General features: G+C 64.7%; 17 protein-coding genes and 1 pseudogene. 15 read left to right on the top strand and 3 right to left on the bottom strand.

Going from position 1 to position 14,496, the window contains the following annotated elements; all coding sequences use genetic code 11:
• The first annotated feature begins 79 nt into the window (after positions 1-79).
• The 4 genes from LO787_RS05385 (at position 80) to LO787_RS05375 (ending at position 2,271) form a co-directional block, all read left to right on the top strand.
• Positions 80-685, top strand: a complete 606-nt coding sequence (locus LO787_RS05385; protein ID WP_232494823.1) for an acyl-homoserine-lactone synthase — start codon at positions 80-82, stop codon at positions 683-685.
• Positions 682-1,542 carry a phytanoyl-CoA dioxygenase family protein gene (locus LO787_RS05380; protein ID WP_232494822.1) on the top strand — a complete coding sequence of 287 codons (861 nt, stop codon included), beginning with the start codon at positions 682-684 and terminating at the stop codon, positions 1,540-1,542. Before LO787_RS05385 ends, LO787_RS05380 begins: the two co-directional genes overlap by 4 nt.
• A gap of 5 nt (positions 1,543-1,547) precedes the next feature.
• Entirely contained in the window at positions 1,548-1,736 is a 189-nt protein-coding gene (locus LO787_RS26225) for a transcriptional regulator domain-containing protein (protein WP_420847792.1), read from the top strand.
• Positions 1,737-1,878: 142 nt separating this feature from the next.
• Positions 1,879-2,271 carry a DNA -binding domain-containing protein gene (locus LO787_RS05375; protein WP_232494821.1) on the top strand — a complete coding sequence of 131 codons (393 nt, stop codon included), beginning with the start codon at positions 1,879-1,881 and terminating at the stop codon, positions 2,269-2,271.
• A gap of 2 nt (positions 2,272-2,273) precedes the next feature.
• On the opposite strand, the gene LO787_RS05370 is transcribed toward LO787_RS05375, so the two are convergent.
• The 3 genes from LO787_RS05370 to LO787_RS05360 all read right to left on the bottom strand — a co-directional run bounded on the left by LO787_RS05370 (position 2,274) and on the right by LO787_RS05360 (position 4,643).
• On the bottom strand, positions 2,274-2,513 hold the full coding sequence (locus tag LO787_RS05370) for a helix-turn-helix domain-containing protein (protein ID WP_255700841.1): 240 nt from the start codon (positions 2,511-2,513) through the stop codon (positions 2,274-2,276).
• 574 nt (positions 2,514-3,087) lie between these two features.
• Entirely contained in the window at positions 3,088-3,843 is a 756-nt protein-coding gene (locus LO787_RS05365; protein WP_232494820.1) for a reverse transcriptase domain-containing protein, read from the bottom strand.
• A 596-nt stretch (positions 3,844-4,439) separates the two neighbouring features.
• Complete coding sequence (locus tag LO787_RS05360; RefSeq protein WP_232494819.1) at positions 4,440-4,643, bottom strand: helix-turn-helix domain-containing protein; 204 nt, start codon at positions 4,641-4,643, stop codon at positions 4,440-4,442.
• 103 nt (positions 4,644-4,746) lie between these two features.
• On the opposite strand from LO787_RS05360, the gene LO787_RS05355 reads away from it, so the two are divergent.
• From LO787_RS05355 to rlxS, 11 genes and pseudogenes are all read left to right on the top strand, one after another.
• Complete coding sequence (locus LO787_RS05355) at positions 4,747-5,007, top strand: hypothetical protein (protein ID WP_232494818.1); 261 nt, start codon at positions 4,747-4,749, stop codon at positions 5,005-5,007.
• A 377-nt stretch (positions 5,008-5,384) separates the two neighbouring features.
• A complete protein-coding gene (locus LO787_RS05350; RefSeq protein WP_232494817.1) occupies positions 5,385-6,362 on the top strand; it encodes an ArdC family protein in 978 nt (325 codons plus the stop codon).
• Positions 6,359-6,787: a DUF2958 domain-containing protein gene (locus LO787_RS05345; protein WP_232494816.1), complete on the top strand. Its 429-nt coding sequence runs from the start codon at positions 6,359-6,361 to the stop codon at positions 6,785-6,787. The genes LO787_RS05350 and LO787_RS05345 overlap by 4 nt, the downstream gene beginning before the upstream one ends.
• A 106-nt stretch (positions 6,788-6,893) precedes the next feature.
• Complete coding sequence (locus LO787_RS05340) at positions 6,894-8,690, top strand: ParB/RepB/Spo0J family partition protein (protein ID WP_232494815.1); 1,797 nt, start codon at positions 6,894-6,896, stop codon at positions 8,688-8,690.
• Between the two features lie 137 nt (positions 8,691-8,827).
• Positions 8,828-9,310, top strand: a pseudogene (locus LO787_RS05335) (DUF5990 family protein).
• A gap of 357 nt (positions 9,311-9,667) precedes the next feature.
• Entirely contained in the window at positions 9,668-9,967 is a 300-nt protein-coding gene (locus LO787_RS05330; protein ID WP_232494814.1) for a DUF736 domain-containing protein, read from the top strand.
• Positions 9,968-10,124: 157 nt separating this feature from the next.
• Entirely contained in the window at positions 10,125-10,355 is a 231-nt protein-coding gene (locus LO787_RS05325; RefSeq protein WP_232494813.1) for a helix-turn-helix domain-containing protein, read from the top strand.
• On the top strand, positions 10,352-10,933 hold the full coding sequence (locus tag LO787_RS05320; protein ID WP_232494812.1) for a S26 family signal peptidase: 582 nt from the start codon (positions 10,352-10,354) through the stop codon (positions 10,931-10,933). Before LO787_RS05325 ends, LO787_RS05320 begins: the two co-directional genes overlap by 4 nt.
• A gap of 8 nt (positions 10,934-10,941) precedes the next feature.
• On the top strand, positions 10,942-11,556 hold the full coding sequence (locus tag LO787_RS05315) for a lytic transglycosylase domain-containing protein (RefSeq protein WP_420847791.1): 615 nt from the start codon (positions 10,942-10,944) through the stop codon (positions 11,554-11,556).
• A 202-nt stretch (positions 11,557-11,758) separates the two neighbouring features.
• On the top strand, positions 11,759-12,160 hold the full coding sequence (locus tag LO787_RS05310) for a hypothetical protein (protein ID WP_232494810.1): 402 nt from the start codon (positions 11,759-11,761) through the stop codon (positions 12,158-12,160).
• A 197-nt stretch (positions 12,161-12,357) separates the two neighbouring features.
• Positions 12,358-14,376, top strand: coding sequence for a relaxase/mobilization nuclease RlxS (gene rlxS, locus LO787_RS05305; RefSeq protein ID WP_232494809.1), 2,019 nt, complete (start codon positions 12,358-12,360; stop codon positions 14,374-14,376).
• Positions 14,377-14,496: the final 120 nt, after the last annotated feature.

Below are 14,496 nucleotides of genomic sequence, written 5' to 3'. Positions count from 1 at the left end.
ACCCCGAGCATTCGCTCGGCCTATCTGCAGGCGCCGCCGGCTGCTTCCCTTGCGGGATCCCAGCCAGCGGAGCTCCTCCATGATCCATCTCATCGCCAACCATCCCGCCGATCCCCGCCGCGAGCTCGTGAACACGATGTTCCACGACCGCAAGTGCCTCTTCGTCGACTTCTTCGGCTGGCAAGTCCCCGTCGTCGACGACCTCTACGAAATGGACCAGTTCGATACGCGGCATGCGCTCTACATCGTCGTCGCCGAGGAAAGCGGTTCGCATGCCGCCTCGCTGCGTCTCCTGCCAACCGACCAGCCGCACATGCTGGGCACGATCTTTTCCCACTTGTGCCCGCTTGGTGTCATCGCCGACGCGCGAACCTGGGAAAGTACCCGGCTTTGCCTGCCGCGGCGCCACGGCGCTGCCCGCCGCCGCGAACTGCGCAACCTCCTGATCTCGGCGATGGTGGATTACGCGCTGGAGCGAGGGATCGAGCGCTACACCGGCGTCCTTCCCGAGAGTTTTCGCAAGGACGTCCTGGCAATGGGCTGGAAGGCCGAGCCGCTCGGTCCCGCCGTGCGAATGCCTGGCGGCCCCGCCGGAGCCTTCCTCGTCCACATCGAGCCCGATACCCCGAGGCGGCTGTGCTGGTCGCAGACGTACGTCGATGCCCCCCGGAGCCCGGTCGCATGAGCGCGCCTCGTCTCGCCGCACGCCTCAACCAGGACGGCTGGTGCGTCGTGGAAAAGGCGCTTCCCCCTCGTGTCCTCGATGGCCTCGAGCAGGATCTCGCTGCCAGTTTTGCGGCAACGCCGCTGTGCCAGGGGCCCTTCTACGGCGAGCGGACCCGCCGCTTCGGCGGCCTGCTTGCTCGTTCCGTCCATGCGCAGCGCCTCGTCATGCACCCTGCGATCCTCGAGGTGGCCGAGGCGGTGCTGCTTCCCTGGTGCGAGCGCATCGCCCTCAACCTGACCCAGGCGATCGAGATCATGCCCGGTGCCTTGCCGCAGCTTCCCCACCGCGACCAGGACATGTGGCAGGGTCCAAAGGGGAGCATCGAATACCTCGTAAACGTCATGTGGCCGCTCGATGCGTTTACCCGAGCGAATGGCGGGACCCGGCTGTGGACCGCCAGCCAGTGCGACCAGGACGTTCCGGCGCTTCCCGAGGCAGACGCCGTCGTCCCGCATCTCGTGCGCGGCGATGCCCTGGTTTTCCTGGGCTCGACCCTCCATGGCGGCGGCGGCAACCTCACCGCGACACCCAGGCGCGGGATCATCGTCAGCTACTGCCTCGGCTGGCTCAAGCCCTTCGAGCTGCAATGGCTGGTCTATCCGCCGGCGATAGCCAGGGGCTTCTCGTCCGAACTCGCCGCCCTGGTAGGCTACGCCCAGCATCGCCCCAATCTCGGCAATGTCGAAGGCCAGTGCCCATCCATCCTGCTGGGCACTGATATCCCCGGCCACCTTCCGGCAATCGATGCCTTGCGGCCGGACCAGGCCGAGGCGGCTGCCTTGTTCGTGCGTTCGCAGATGGGCGAGATGGGCTGAACGCCATGGTCGCCGCAGCCCTCCAAGCCAGCGTCAACGCCATGATCCCATTCGGTCGCGGCGGGCTGGCCTGGGAAGTGCTGCGGCGCGATTCCCGATATCACACCGCATTCGCTGCCTTGGCCGGCTCGGTGCAGCCAACGCAGCCCGCACCGCCGGCCTTCACGTCCGATTGGGGGCTTCACTTTCGCTGAGGATCCGGCGCTGGACTGCGCCCGCGTCACGCCGATCTGGTCGGCGCGGCTGGATCCGTGCGTCCTGCGCGCCCGGCCCGCCGGGCCGGGATCCGCAGCGGAGCCGACTTGGCTCGAGCGTGCTATGCCCCAGATGCGATGGATGGCAGGGTCGCAGGGGACGCACCTTGCCTTTGCCTGCGGGGGAGAGATTGCCCGGATCGATGTTGTCGGCGCCGTCGTGCCGGAGGACTGTACCTCGCTCGAATTCCTGGTCCTCGCCGACGGGCGGCTGGAGCATCAGCTCGCCGCGCTTCGCCGGGTCCTGCGCGGATCAAGAGGCGTGTCCGAACCGCGCCGGCTCGTCCGACAGCATGTGTCGCTGCTCGCCCTCGATGCCCATATGGCGGGCGCCGGCCTTCGCGAGACAGCCGAACTTATACTTGGTCCAGGTGACTGGCCCGGGGACGGCGAGCATCGCAAGTCACAGGTGCGCCGCCTGATCGAGTCCGGCGCGGCCCTGCTTGAGCGCGGTGCAGCCGCAGTTTTTCGGTAGTCTTATACCGGATCGGCCAGGGCTGTATCCGGAAGTTCGTCCATAAGCAGCGTGTAGGGCTTCACGCCGAGGGACGCTGCGAGGCTGTCCAGCCGATCAATGCTGACGCTGTACTCCCGCCTTTCGAGCGCGCTCACATATGTGCGATGGATTCCCGCTTCGTGCGCTAGCCCCTCCTGGGACATGCCTCTGGCCGCCCGAAGACGACGAAGATTGCGCGCAAGATTATCGCGGCTGGACATTGGGCCAGCCAGCCGATTGAACTGTATTTATCTACACTGTATACAGTGCAATCGGATGTGCACTTCCACCCGCCTCTGTTCGCCAAACGCCCTCGACGGTCCTATGACCGAGTATGACTGGAGGCTGATGCCTGTTTACGCAGCGCTTCTGGATTGGGACGATGCAGGGCGGGACTGGGCTGCTGGCGTGCATTCGCTGTTAAATGTCGATCCGTCAGCGCCTGATGCAAAGGCATGCTGGTCTTCACATCTCAACCGAGCACGCTGGATCGTCGGTGGAGGCCTAGAACAAGTGATGAGGGCGTTCGGGGAGGAGCAAACGTAATGCTATCGACGCCTCGCGGCTGCGCCGCGACCGCGCTCTACGGCTCGCTGCGCTCTCCGCCGAGCCCCTCGCGGGTCTCGTCCATCCGGTAACGATCGCTTGCGCATGATGATGGTCGCCGCGCTGTTCGCGCGGCCGCGTTTCCTGTTTGCCTCTCCCGGCGTGGCGGGTGTGGCCGGCGCTCCCGGCTAGGCCCTTCGACGTGCGCATCGGAACGTCAGCCACGCCGGCATTCCACGTTGGTCTCGGTCAGACTAGATCTTCGGCCTGCAGGCTGTCGACACTTCGGACATAGGTGTAGATTCCGATCTGCCCACTGGCGGACTTCGTCGGGAATACAGCCTTGAACTCGTCCATGCGCTCTTCCGTGACTTGCATGGAACCTGAGCCGAAGGCGATGTTGAAGTTAGTCACCGTCGACGTTGGAGGCTGGATCTTTTCGGGATTGAAGGTGAATCGCGACGTCTCCGCGGCGCGGTTCACCTGTTCCAGCGCGTCGCTCACTGCTGCTTCGTTGTCTCCGGAGAGCGTGATGTCGTCCATGTAAACCGATATCGCCACGCCTTTCCGGTGCAGATCGGCGATCGCCTTGCCGAGCCCGGAGTGGCTTAGGACGATGGAGGAAAGGATTGGTGACTGGACGAAGCCGAAGGGGATGCTGAACCGCCGGCGCGGCGGCTTCTTGTCCACGGTGCTGTCGCATGACATCTCCCAAGCCTCCGCATGGGAGAAGTGGAGACGCTTAAGAGAACGATGGACCTTCTGCCGGGTGATCTGATCGAAGAACCGTTGTAGGTCGACCGACGTCACCCAGGATGCATCGCGGTGGAGCCGGGCTGCCGCCACATGCCCCCCGGGCTGGAGGTGGTAGTAGTAGTCAGGCACCTTCCAACGTCCCTCGATCAGCGTCTTGATCGCCTGCCCGCGTTCGCGGCCGTGATCTGTCGGCACATAGACGCGCGTCCCAGGCTTCAGATCGAAGTGGTGTTCATACAGATTGCGCACGGTAGTTGGTGACCTCAGCCAGCAGCTTCACTGCCCAGTATACGCTTTGCAGCGCACCGGCCAAGATGCTCAGGCTGAGGCCACAGTAGCGAAACAAACGAAATTTGTTTTTCATACCGCGGGTTCTCCACATCACCCCCGGCTGCCTTGCGCTTTCGCGCCAGTCACCAACCAAGAAGGTTTCAAGGCTTCTGGGAAACCCAGTTACAATGTCACCCGAAGCAGATTTCCCAGGTTTCCCCAAGTATCCGCAGTGAAGAACCTCATGCCGAGGGACCGTTCGTATATCGGACCAGCTCAATACGCACAAGTTGAAACGATTTATGAGAGGCGTCGTGATGCAGGGGCATGCTCAGCGTGTAGGCGTAGTGGTAAACCTGTAGCGGGTCGAAGAAGTCCCGGAGGAAGCTGCGTAGGCTCCGGACGTTCTCGTCGTCACTTGGTTTCACTAGAGACACCGCGAGGAATGATGAAACGACAAGCTTGTCCGGCATTCTTGAGGTCTCGACCCTACGGATCCGCTGTGATGCCGGAGAACCGGAAAGCGTCGCCCTCGTTGACGAGAGCCCCGGGGCCGGCCGCTGATCGGTCGGCGGTTAGCCCTCTTTGCCGGGCGCGCTGATAAGCGCGCAGGGATCGACGTGGAGCGCGTCGGCGATTTTCCCGAGGACGGTGACGCTGGCTGATACGCGAGCGCGCTCGATCGAACCGATGTAGCGCGAACTGAGACCGGTCAGGCCTGCAAGATCTTCCTGTGTAAGGTCACGCTTATGGCGAAGCAGACGCAGGTTTGTCGCCAAGGCATGCTTCAAGTCCATGCGACAGCGATCCGGGAGCCGGAACGAAAGTTCTAGGAACGATAGTTCCTAAACGGTATGCTTCGGCATCACTGGACCCGAGGCTATGATGACGAACCTCATAGATGTTCCGTCCGAAGAAGATCGGGTGTGCGAATACGATCTTAGCAATCTTGCCTTGTACGCGGCTCTGCTGGATGCCGTCGACGCTGGCCATTCATGGCAGGAATGTGCGGGTCGGATCATGGGCCTGAAAGAACATGACTTGGTTTCTTTTGATGTATTCGATCGCCATTTGCGGCGGGCCCGTTGGATCATCGCAGAGGGCCTGCAGGAGGCACTGGTCGTCTTCAGTGACGAAATTTAGCGCTGGCAACCGCGACGCATCGCGGCATTGCCACGACCGCGCTCTACGGCTCGCTGCGCTCTCCGCCGAGCCCCTCACGGGTCTCGTCCATTCGGTAACGATCGCTTGCGCATGATGATGGTCGCCGCGCTGTTCGCGCGGCGGCGTTTCCTGTTTGCCTCTCCCGGCATGGCGGGTGTGGCCGGCGCTCCCGGCTAGGCCCGTCGCGGCCAAGGACAACCCCGCTCGCTGCGCTCCCTGCGGGGTGCTCCACATCCGTTCCGCCCTTGCGGTGTCCTTGCCCGCTGGAGCCGGGCCTCTTGGTCGCGTTTCGCCGCCCACCCCCGCCTTCGCGGGGAGGCTTTGTGCCTTTTTGGGGTGGCGGAAAAGGACAGGTCATGCCGAAATCTTCAAGCCGCAGTGCCACCCGCATGGGTTGCGAAGGGAAGAGGGACGAGCGCGCCAGCCTCTATGATGAGGTGACCTCGCGCATCGTCTCGGAACTGGAGGCAGGACGCTTCCCGTGGGTCCAGCCATGGGGAAAGGTCGAGGGGCTGGGCATCAATGCCCCGCCCGGCCTGCCGCGCAACGCGGTGACGGCCCGGCCCTATTCGGGCGTCAACATCCTGATCCTGTGGTGCGCCGTCATCGAAAGCGGTTGGCCATCGCAAGGCTGGCTCACCTTTCGACAGGCCCGAGAGGCAGGGGGATGCGTCCGCAAGGGCGAGCGCGGCGTGACCGTGGTCTATGCCGACCGCTTCATCCCCAAGGGCGAGGCCGAGCGGGCGACGCGCGATGGCGACGAGGCCCGCGCCATTCCTTTCCTCAAGCGCTTTACCGTCTTCAACGTCGCCCAATGTAATGGTCTGCCCGCAGACCTTGGCAGCGATCCGGTGCCATTGGCCGAGAGCGAGATCGTGCCCGTTGCCGGGGAATTGATCGCGGCTTCGGGCGTCGAGTTTCGTGTGGGCGGGGACAAGGCCTACTATGCGCCGGGTGCCGACTTCGTGGCGGTGCCGCCGCAGGCCGCCTTCTTCGATCCGGTGAACTGGCACAGGACGGCATTTCACGAGCTGTGTCACGCCACTGGCCACGCCCAGCGGCTGAACCGGGATATGACCAATCCCTTCGGCAGCAAGGATTACGCCCGCGAGGAACTCATCGCGGAAATGGGTTCGGCCTTCCTCTGCGCCGCGCTCGGCATCGTCCCGACCGTCCGTCATGCGGATTACCTTGGCGCGTGGCTCGACGTCTTGCGCGAGGACAGTCGTGCCATCTTCCGCGCCGCCAGCGCGGCCTCCAAGGCCGCCGACTGGCTGCTTTCGCGCCATCGCGAGGCCGAAAGCGCCCGCGCCGATGAAAGGATCGCGGCATGATCCTGCTTCCCGACGACCTGCGCGAGGCACTGCGGGCGAATGCCATTCGCCATGGCATCGCGATGCGTGGGGGTCTTGCTGAGCCGGATTTCGTGCCCGTGCTCAAGCTCTTCAATCCGCTGGGTGCGGCGACATGGCTGGCGACCGAAATCGCCGAGGATGGCGACACGCTGTTCGGCCTTGCCGATCTTGGCTTTGGTTGCCCGGAATTGGGAACATTCAGCTTCTCCGAAATCGCCGCCGTGCGGTTGCCCTACGGCATGGCCATCGAGCGCGATGGCGATTTCGAGACGGTTCACCCGCTCTCCGTCTGGGCGACATGGTCGCGCCGTTCCGGCTCGATCCTCTGGGCGCAGGCGATGCTCCGCCGCCATGGCCCCACTCCTGACGAGACGGCCGCGGACCCTGATCTTCCACCGTCCTGACGGCGGATGACGCGAGGCGGCGCGTCATGCCGCCATCCTGTGCCGGTCACGCCGCGATCATCGCAAACCGCGCGACCGGGATCTTTTGAAGAAAGGCAAATGACCCATGAAGCTCGACCACATTCCTCTCGACAGGCTTTATGTCGACAAGACCAACATGCGCTTTGGCCGCAAGGCCCCGGACGTGTCCGACATCCTGCCGACCATCCGCGCGCGGGGCGTGATCCAGACGCTGCTGGTCCGCCCTCCCGATGCCGAAGGCCGCTTCGGTATTGTCGCGGGAAGCCGCAGGTTCCATGCCAGCCGTATAGTCGCGGACGAACGCCGGGAAGCGGGCGACATCGATCCCGAGGCGCTGCTCCTGCCCTGCGCGATCATGGAGGAAGGCGACGATGCCGCCGCCATCGAGGCCTCGATGATCGAGAACATGGCTCGGCTCGATGCCGATGAAGTGCGCCAATGGGAGAGCTTCACCCGGCTGGTGCGGGAAGGACGCGGGGTCGAAGAGATCGCCATGACCTTCGGCCTTCCCGAACTTTCCATCCGGCGCGTCCTTGCGCTTGGCAACCTGCTTCCACGTATCCGCGACCTCTATCGCGCCGAGCGGATCGACCGGGTCACCGTCCGGCACCTGACGCTGGCCAGCAAGAGCCAGCAAAAGGCATGGCTTGCGTTATTTGACGACGCTGACGCCTATGCCCCTACCGGCCATCAACTGAAGGCATGGCTCTTTGGCGGCCAGTCGATCCCGGCGCGCTTCGCTCTCTTCGATATCGATGGTTTTAGCGGCGCGATGGTCGCCGACTTGTTCGGCGAGGATCGCTACTTCGCCGATCCTGACGCCTTCTGGACGGCGCAAAATACGGCGATCGACGCACGCCGTGCGGCCTATCTTGAAGAGGGCTGGGCCGATGTCGTCGTGATCCCGCAGGCCGAGCATTTCCATTCGTGGGAATATGAAAAGGCCCCCAAGCGCAAGGGCGGGCGCGTCTATATCGATATGCGCGGCACCGGCGAAGTGACCTTCCACGAAGGCTATGTCACGCGCGCCGAGGCTCGCCGGATCGAGCGCGGTGAAACCGCATGCGCACCCAAGGCACAGCGCGGCGAACTGACATCTACCCTCCAGACCTATGTCGACCTGCACCGGCATGCAGCCGTTCGCGCTGCGCTGATCGGCCAGCCCGGCCTCGCCCTGCGGCTCATGGTCGCGCACGCCATCGTCGGCTCGTCCTTGTGGACCGTACGCCCGGAACCGCAGGCGACGCGAAACGACGAGGTGCGCAAGAGCATCGAGACAAGTCGGGGCGAGGCAGTCTTCGACGCGGAACGGCGCGTGGTTCTTAATACGCTTGGCTTCGCCGCCGAAGAACTCTCCGTCACTGGCGGGAACGGCGATGACTATGGCGTGGCCGGGCTGTTCCTGCGGCTTGTCGCGCTGCCTGACGAAGCCGTGATGCGTGTCCTTGCCGTGGTCATGGGCGAGAGCTTGGCGGCAGGTTCGGCAGCGGTCGAGGTAGTCGGCGAGGAGGTCGGGATCGCCATGGCCGACTGGTGGCAGGCCGACGAGGCGTTCTTTTCCTTGCTGCGCGACCGTGACGTGCTGAGCCGGATGACCGCGGAAGTGGCCGGTGAAACGGTCGCCAATGCCAATGCGGGCGAGAAGGCGAAGACCTTGAAGCGGATCATCGCTGATCATCTCGAAGGCGCGGAAGGCCGGGACAAGGTCGAGCGCTGGGTGCCGCGCTGGATGCAGTTCCCGCCGTCTGCGTACACCGAACGGGGCGGCGTCGGGACGGTCGCGGCTCACGCCAAGGTCGCCGCCGCCCGCCAGATGGCCGATGACGATTGCCCTGCGGAATCGGAAAAAGAGGAGGAGAGGCCGTTGTCCCGAGCGGCATGAATGGCAGGCGGGCGGGAGCGGTCCCGCCCGCCTGCAACGTCCCTTAAAATCGCGCCGCGCGGCCTCGCCCCGATGGGCTCGGCCGCGCGGCTTTAGCTTGCCCTCACGCGCCCTGGATCACGCTCGCATGGCGCATTATGAAAGGTGCGCGGCTCATGGCACCCGGGACACAGGCGAGATGGAGGGCGGTGATGAAGCGCGCCGACACGACGGAAATCGCGATGCGAATCATCATCGACCGGCCCGTGCCCGGTGTGTTGCATAGCCTGCAATCCAGGGACGGCGATCCGCTTGACCCGCAACTGTCCAGCGACGGCGAACCGCTTGCCTTCGACTTTGTCGTGCGCGTCGGACCCGGTCCCAAATTCTTCGGTGATCAGGTTCGACCTGAGGGGCCGGTGCGCCGTTTCGTCTACGTCCGCGTGGGTCAAGCAGCCGGCGATCATGCCTCGCCTTGGTCCCCCCGGATGAAGATCGACATCTAGGATATCGACCCGGCGCTGCTGGCCCGTGCGGCTCAGGGTGGGAGCATCGTCACCACCATTTGCGGCACCGCCAAGGATGGCAGCCCTGCCTGCGCCACGGTTCCCGCGCTGCACCGGGAGCTTGTCGAGCGCTAGGACGTAAGATGTTGGCCGCACGCGAGGGCGGCGCGCAAGACCTGCTGTCGAAGGTGGATTCCGTGTGCGGACCGGGGCCCGAATCGTGCCAGCAAGGGGCGCTTTTTTCGGATGGCCCGTACCGCCCCCGGCCTCTCTTGAAGGCTGGTCTGGCGGCGTGCGCTCCTTGTCCGTGCAACGGCTTTGCGCCGGTTTCTTCCCCGCCCTGACGGGCTCCTCGCGCACCAAGAAACAGGCGCTGCGCCGTCCTCCGCTCGCGCTGCGGCCGTCCCGGTGCACGGCGGCGCGACGCCACCCGATCGACCGCCATCGAGGCCGCATCGGGCGGCACTCGGACAATCGACAAGGAGACATCCCATGGCACAGATCGGCAGCTTCACCCGCAACGAGGACGGCATCTACAACGGGGAAATCCGCACCCTCACGCTTCGCGTCAAGGCCACCATCCGGCCGGTCGAGCGCGAGCACGACAAGGCCCCGGACCACCGCGTCAGTGCCGGTGGCGTCGAGTTCGGGGCGGGATGGACCAAGGCAGCGCGCGAGACCGGCGCCGAATATCTCAGTCTCAAGCTCGACGATCCCTCGTTTCCCGCGCCGATCTACGCGACGCTGACGCAAGGCGAAAACGGCGAGCACAAGCTCATCTGGTCCCGCTGAAGTCCAGGCTCCCCGCGCCGAACCCGGCGCGGGGGCCTCCATGTCGTGTCGGAAACGCCGTTGCCGGTTCCGACACTCCCGGCCCGGTATCCCGCCCGCCATCCTCGATATCGCGACCCCATCGTCTCGGGTCGCTCTAGCGGAAGGATGGCTTTTCATGGACGACGACGACCAGATCGCCCGGGCGACCCGCGCCAAGCGCGGCTCGCCTTTCCTCAACACCGACCAGGCGGCGGCCTATCTGAAGATTTCCGCGCTGCTGCTGCGGCGCATGCGGCGGGACGCTACGGGACCGATGTTCCGGCGCCATTGCCGCTACGTCCAGTACCATATCGATGATCTCGATGCCTGGTCGCGCGAGCACAGTGCACGGGGACTTTCGAAGTGATCGGGCGTCGCGCAGGGCCGCAGGATGCGCCGCTGTTTGCTTGGGGCGAGGCGCTGCGCATACGCAAGGAAGCGCGTCGCCGGCTCCGTCGCCGCATGCTTCTCGTAGGCCTGGGCGCTGGTATCGTCCTGGGCGCAGCAGCGCTTCCGCCATCGCCGCGTCTCATCTGGAACGCCAGCGCGAGCGCGCCGATCGGGCTCTACCGGGTCATTCCCGGGGCGCCCATCACGAAAGGCGACATGGTGGCGGCGCGCTTGCCCGAACCGTACAGGAAGCTTGCTGCAGCCCGCCGCTATATCCCCCGCGATGTGCCTTTGGTGAAGCGCGTTGCGGCCGAGGCAGGGGATGAAGTCTGCGCGCTCGGAGACCAAGTCTTCGTCAATGGACGTCCGGTCGCGAGGCGAAAGAAGGTCGATGCCATGGGGCGGGTCATGCCCTCGTGGCATGGTTGTCGCATATTGCGGCGACAGCAACTCCTGCTGCTCATGGACAGCTCAGGATCGTTCGATGGGCGCTATTTCGGGGTGAGCGAAGGCATCGATCTCATAGGAGAGGCGCGTTTGCTATGGCGCCGCTGAGATGCGCCTTGGCCATCCTGGCGATCGTTGCACCCTATCCGGTAGCGGGTGAGCCACGTGCCCAGGGGGCTGCATCATCGGTCGCCGCCTGGCAGCCTTATACGCGCGAGGCGTCGCTGCGGTTCGGCGTGCCGATCGCCTGGATCGAGCGCGTGATGCACGCCGAAAGCCGGGGGCGCACCTCCCAGGGCGGACGCCCGATCCGGTCGCGGGCGGGTGCGATCGGGCTCATGCAGGTCATGCCCGCGACATGGTCGGACATGCGCGCGAGACTAGGTCTTGGCACCGATCCCGACAATCCACGTGACAACATTCTTGCAGGCACCTTCTACCTTCGCCTGATGTACGAGCGCTTCGGCTATCCGGGGCTGTTCGCGGCCTATAACGCGGGGCCGGCGCGCTACGCCGACTATCTGGCTGGTCGCACAAGGCTGCCGCGCGAGACCATCGGCTATCTGACCGGCGTCGCGCCCGAGGCCCGGGGAAGCGATCGGGCCTCGGCAACAGCGCGCCCGATGGACGGCCTCTTCGCCGTCCGAAGGAACACGGTATCACCGTCTGCCGGTAGTCCGGATGCACAGTCCCGAGGGTCGCTGTTCGTCCCGCTGTCGCAGGGCCGATGACGTGAGGTCGCGTGCCAGCGAGAGGGAGGAAGCTCGTCTCGAAAGACCCAGTGTGATGGCTGGGGCAACGGCTCTCAAGGCCCGCGGGTACCCCCCAATTTGCTTCGCAAATCGGTTCCCCCCACGTCCGCTTCGCGGCTCTTCGCTTCGCTCATCGGCCCTGACAGCCGCTGCCCCAGCCATCTTCGAAACGCCGTTCTCGATGATGGGAACGATAGCGAAGGAGATCATCATGGGCATGTATCGGCACATCGAAACGGCGTTTGATGGAAGCAGGGACAAGGTCGTTTCGGCGCTCGTGGCGGGTTTGGAGCGAGAGTTCGGGAGGGGGGCGGCGGAAGGTCTGGCACGCCATTTCCTGGATGCCGAAGAGGTGGACTTCCGGTGGGATGCGCGGAGCGAGGAGCGCTGGCTGGGAGCTTATGAATGCCCGGAGGATGCTGAATTCGAACTCGATCGGGTCGCCATCTGTGGGCGGCTCGATGGGGAATGGTTCACCGCCATCATGCTCGTGGATGGCGAGGGCAATGCCCACGGCATGACGGGGTGCCGTGCTGCCAGGGATCGAACCGGAGCCCGCGATGGGATGCTTGATGCGCACTGACCGACAGAAGTTGCGAATGGAGGGGCGGCGTCGGTTCGGCGTCGTCTCTCCCGTTTTTTTGAGCCAGGATCAGGAAGGAGAGGGAGGAAAGGGGAAACAAGATAAAGGCAGTGTCTCGCGACCCCTGCCAAGCCTTTGTCTGCACATCCTTTATTCACGAGACAGGCAATCGCGACCACGAGACAGTCAGGGCAATAGTGACGGAAATCAGCCATTTTCCGATCGAAATCGCGAGACTTTCGGAGCCCATCGTGCCTGACGACGACTTTACCCCCAAACTGGGCCGCGGACGCGCGAAGGAGAGAAAGGCCACGGTCAAGTATGGGGGGCGCATCCTCGCCGCGAGCCGTCTGGCCGGCACCAAGACCAGAATCAAATCCGGGCGCTTCGACGGCAGCAGGATCGGACGCGGTGCAAGCATGGGGAGGCTGCTTTCAAGCCGTGACCGCCTCGGGGGTTTTCGCGGGCGCCGTGCCGTGGTGAAGGCGAGCCTTATCCGCTTGGCTGGCAAGGGCGGCCAAGTCGCACGCGCGCACATGCGTTACATCCAGCGCGACGGGGTGACCCGCGAGGGCTTGCCGGGCGAACTTTACGGTCCCGAAACCGACCGAGCAGATGGCGGGGATTTCCTGAAGCGTACCGCCGGCGACCGGCACCAGTTCCGCTTCATCGTCTCGGCCGAGGACGGCGCTGAATATCCCGATCTCAAGCCTTATGTCCGCCGCCTCATGACGCAGGTCGAGCAGGACCTCGGCACCAAGCTGGATTGGGTCGCGGTCGACCACTTCAACACCGAGCGTCCACATACCCACATCGTGCTGCGCGGGGTGGATGACCAGGGCGACAATCTGATCATCGCGCGGGAGTATATTTCGCACGGGCTTCGCGAGCGCGCCTCCGAGCTCGTGACGCTCGACCTTGGCCCTCGTACCGACCATGAGATCGAGGCGCGCCTGCGCCATGATGTCGACCGCGAACGGCTGACAGCAATCGACCGTCGCCTGCTGCGCCGCATGGACGTCGATCGCACGGTATCACCGGCCGACAACGATCCCTTCCAGCAGTCGGTCGCGGCGGGTCGGCTGCGCAAGCTCAAGGCGATGGACCTCGCTGCCGATGTCGGTGGCGGACGCTACAGGCTCGCCGAGGGACTGGAGGAAACGCTCCGCCGGATGGGTGAGCGCGGCGACATTATCCGCCTCATGCAGCGTGAACTGACCGCCCGCAGGCTTGACCGTGCCGGCGTCGAGCAGGTCGTGTCACAGGACCTTCGAGAACCGATCGTCGGTCGCGTGATTCAGCGTGGCTTTTCCGATGAGCATCGCGACCGGCATTACCTGATGGTCGATGGTGTCGATGGCAGGGTCCATTATGTCGACATAGGCCGGGGCGATGCCACGCCATCGGTGCCGGAGCGATCAACGGTACGGGTCGCGCCGTCGCGGATTGAGGCGACCCAGGCTGATCGCGCCGTCGATGCGGTCGCCCGCGCCAATGGCGGGCGCTACTCGATCGACCTGCACTTGGCGCACGATCCGGGTGCCAGCGAGGAATTCGCAACCAGTCATGTCAGGCGGCTCGAAGCCATGCGGCGCGCGGGCACTGGACCCGAGCGCCTGGCGGATGGAAGCTGGACGATCCCCTACGATCATATGGCCCGCGCCGATGCCTATGCGAAAGCCCAGCAGCGCGACCGGCCAGTCACGCTGGAGGTCCTGTCGCGATCCCCGGTCGACGAACTGGCAGGGAAGGAAGCGCCGACCTGGCTTGATCGGGAGCTTGCCGAGCGCAGTCATGGTGCCGTCCGCGATGTGGGATATGGGCGGGAGGTACGGACCGCGCTCGCGGCGCGGCGGCAGTGGCTGATCGAGCAGCAATTGGCGGATGGCGAGCGATCCAGATTTCGATATCGGGACGACGCGCTGGACACGCTGCGCCGACGTGAATTGCAGCATGCCGGCGAGCGGCTTGGCGACGATATCGGGAAACGGTTTGAGCCTGCCCGGATCGGCGAGCAGATCGAGGGAAAGATCGCGCGGCGTGTCGATCTCGAAAGTGGGAGTTTTGCTGTCGTCGAGCGATCGCGGGACTTCACGTTGGTGCCGTGGCGCGACGTGCTCGAACGCAACATCGGCAAGGCCGCTTCGGGCATCATGCGTACGGATGGTATTAGCTGGCAATTTGGGCGCGGTCGATCGGGACCGACGTTAAGTTGAGAGGCGGACGGATTTGGGTGACCACACTTCCTAGCCCGTCACATTTCGGCTAGCCACTGAATTGGCAGCAAGTTTCTGACCGAGACTCGCATCTAGATCGGGCGGGGGAATTCTTTGTAA

The sequence above is a fragment of the Novosphingobium kaempferiae genome, assembly GCF_021227995.1.
Classification (GTDB): domain Bacteria; phylum Pseudomonadota; class Alphaproteobacteria; order Sphingomonadales; family Sphingomonadaceae; genus Novosphingobium; species Novosphingobium kaempferiae.
Note: the sequence above shows the minus strand (reverse complement) of the source record. Positions and strands in the feature narration are given on the sequence as shown.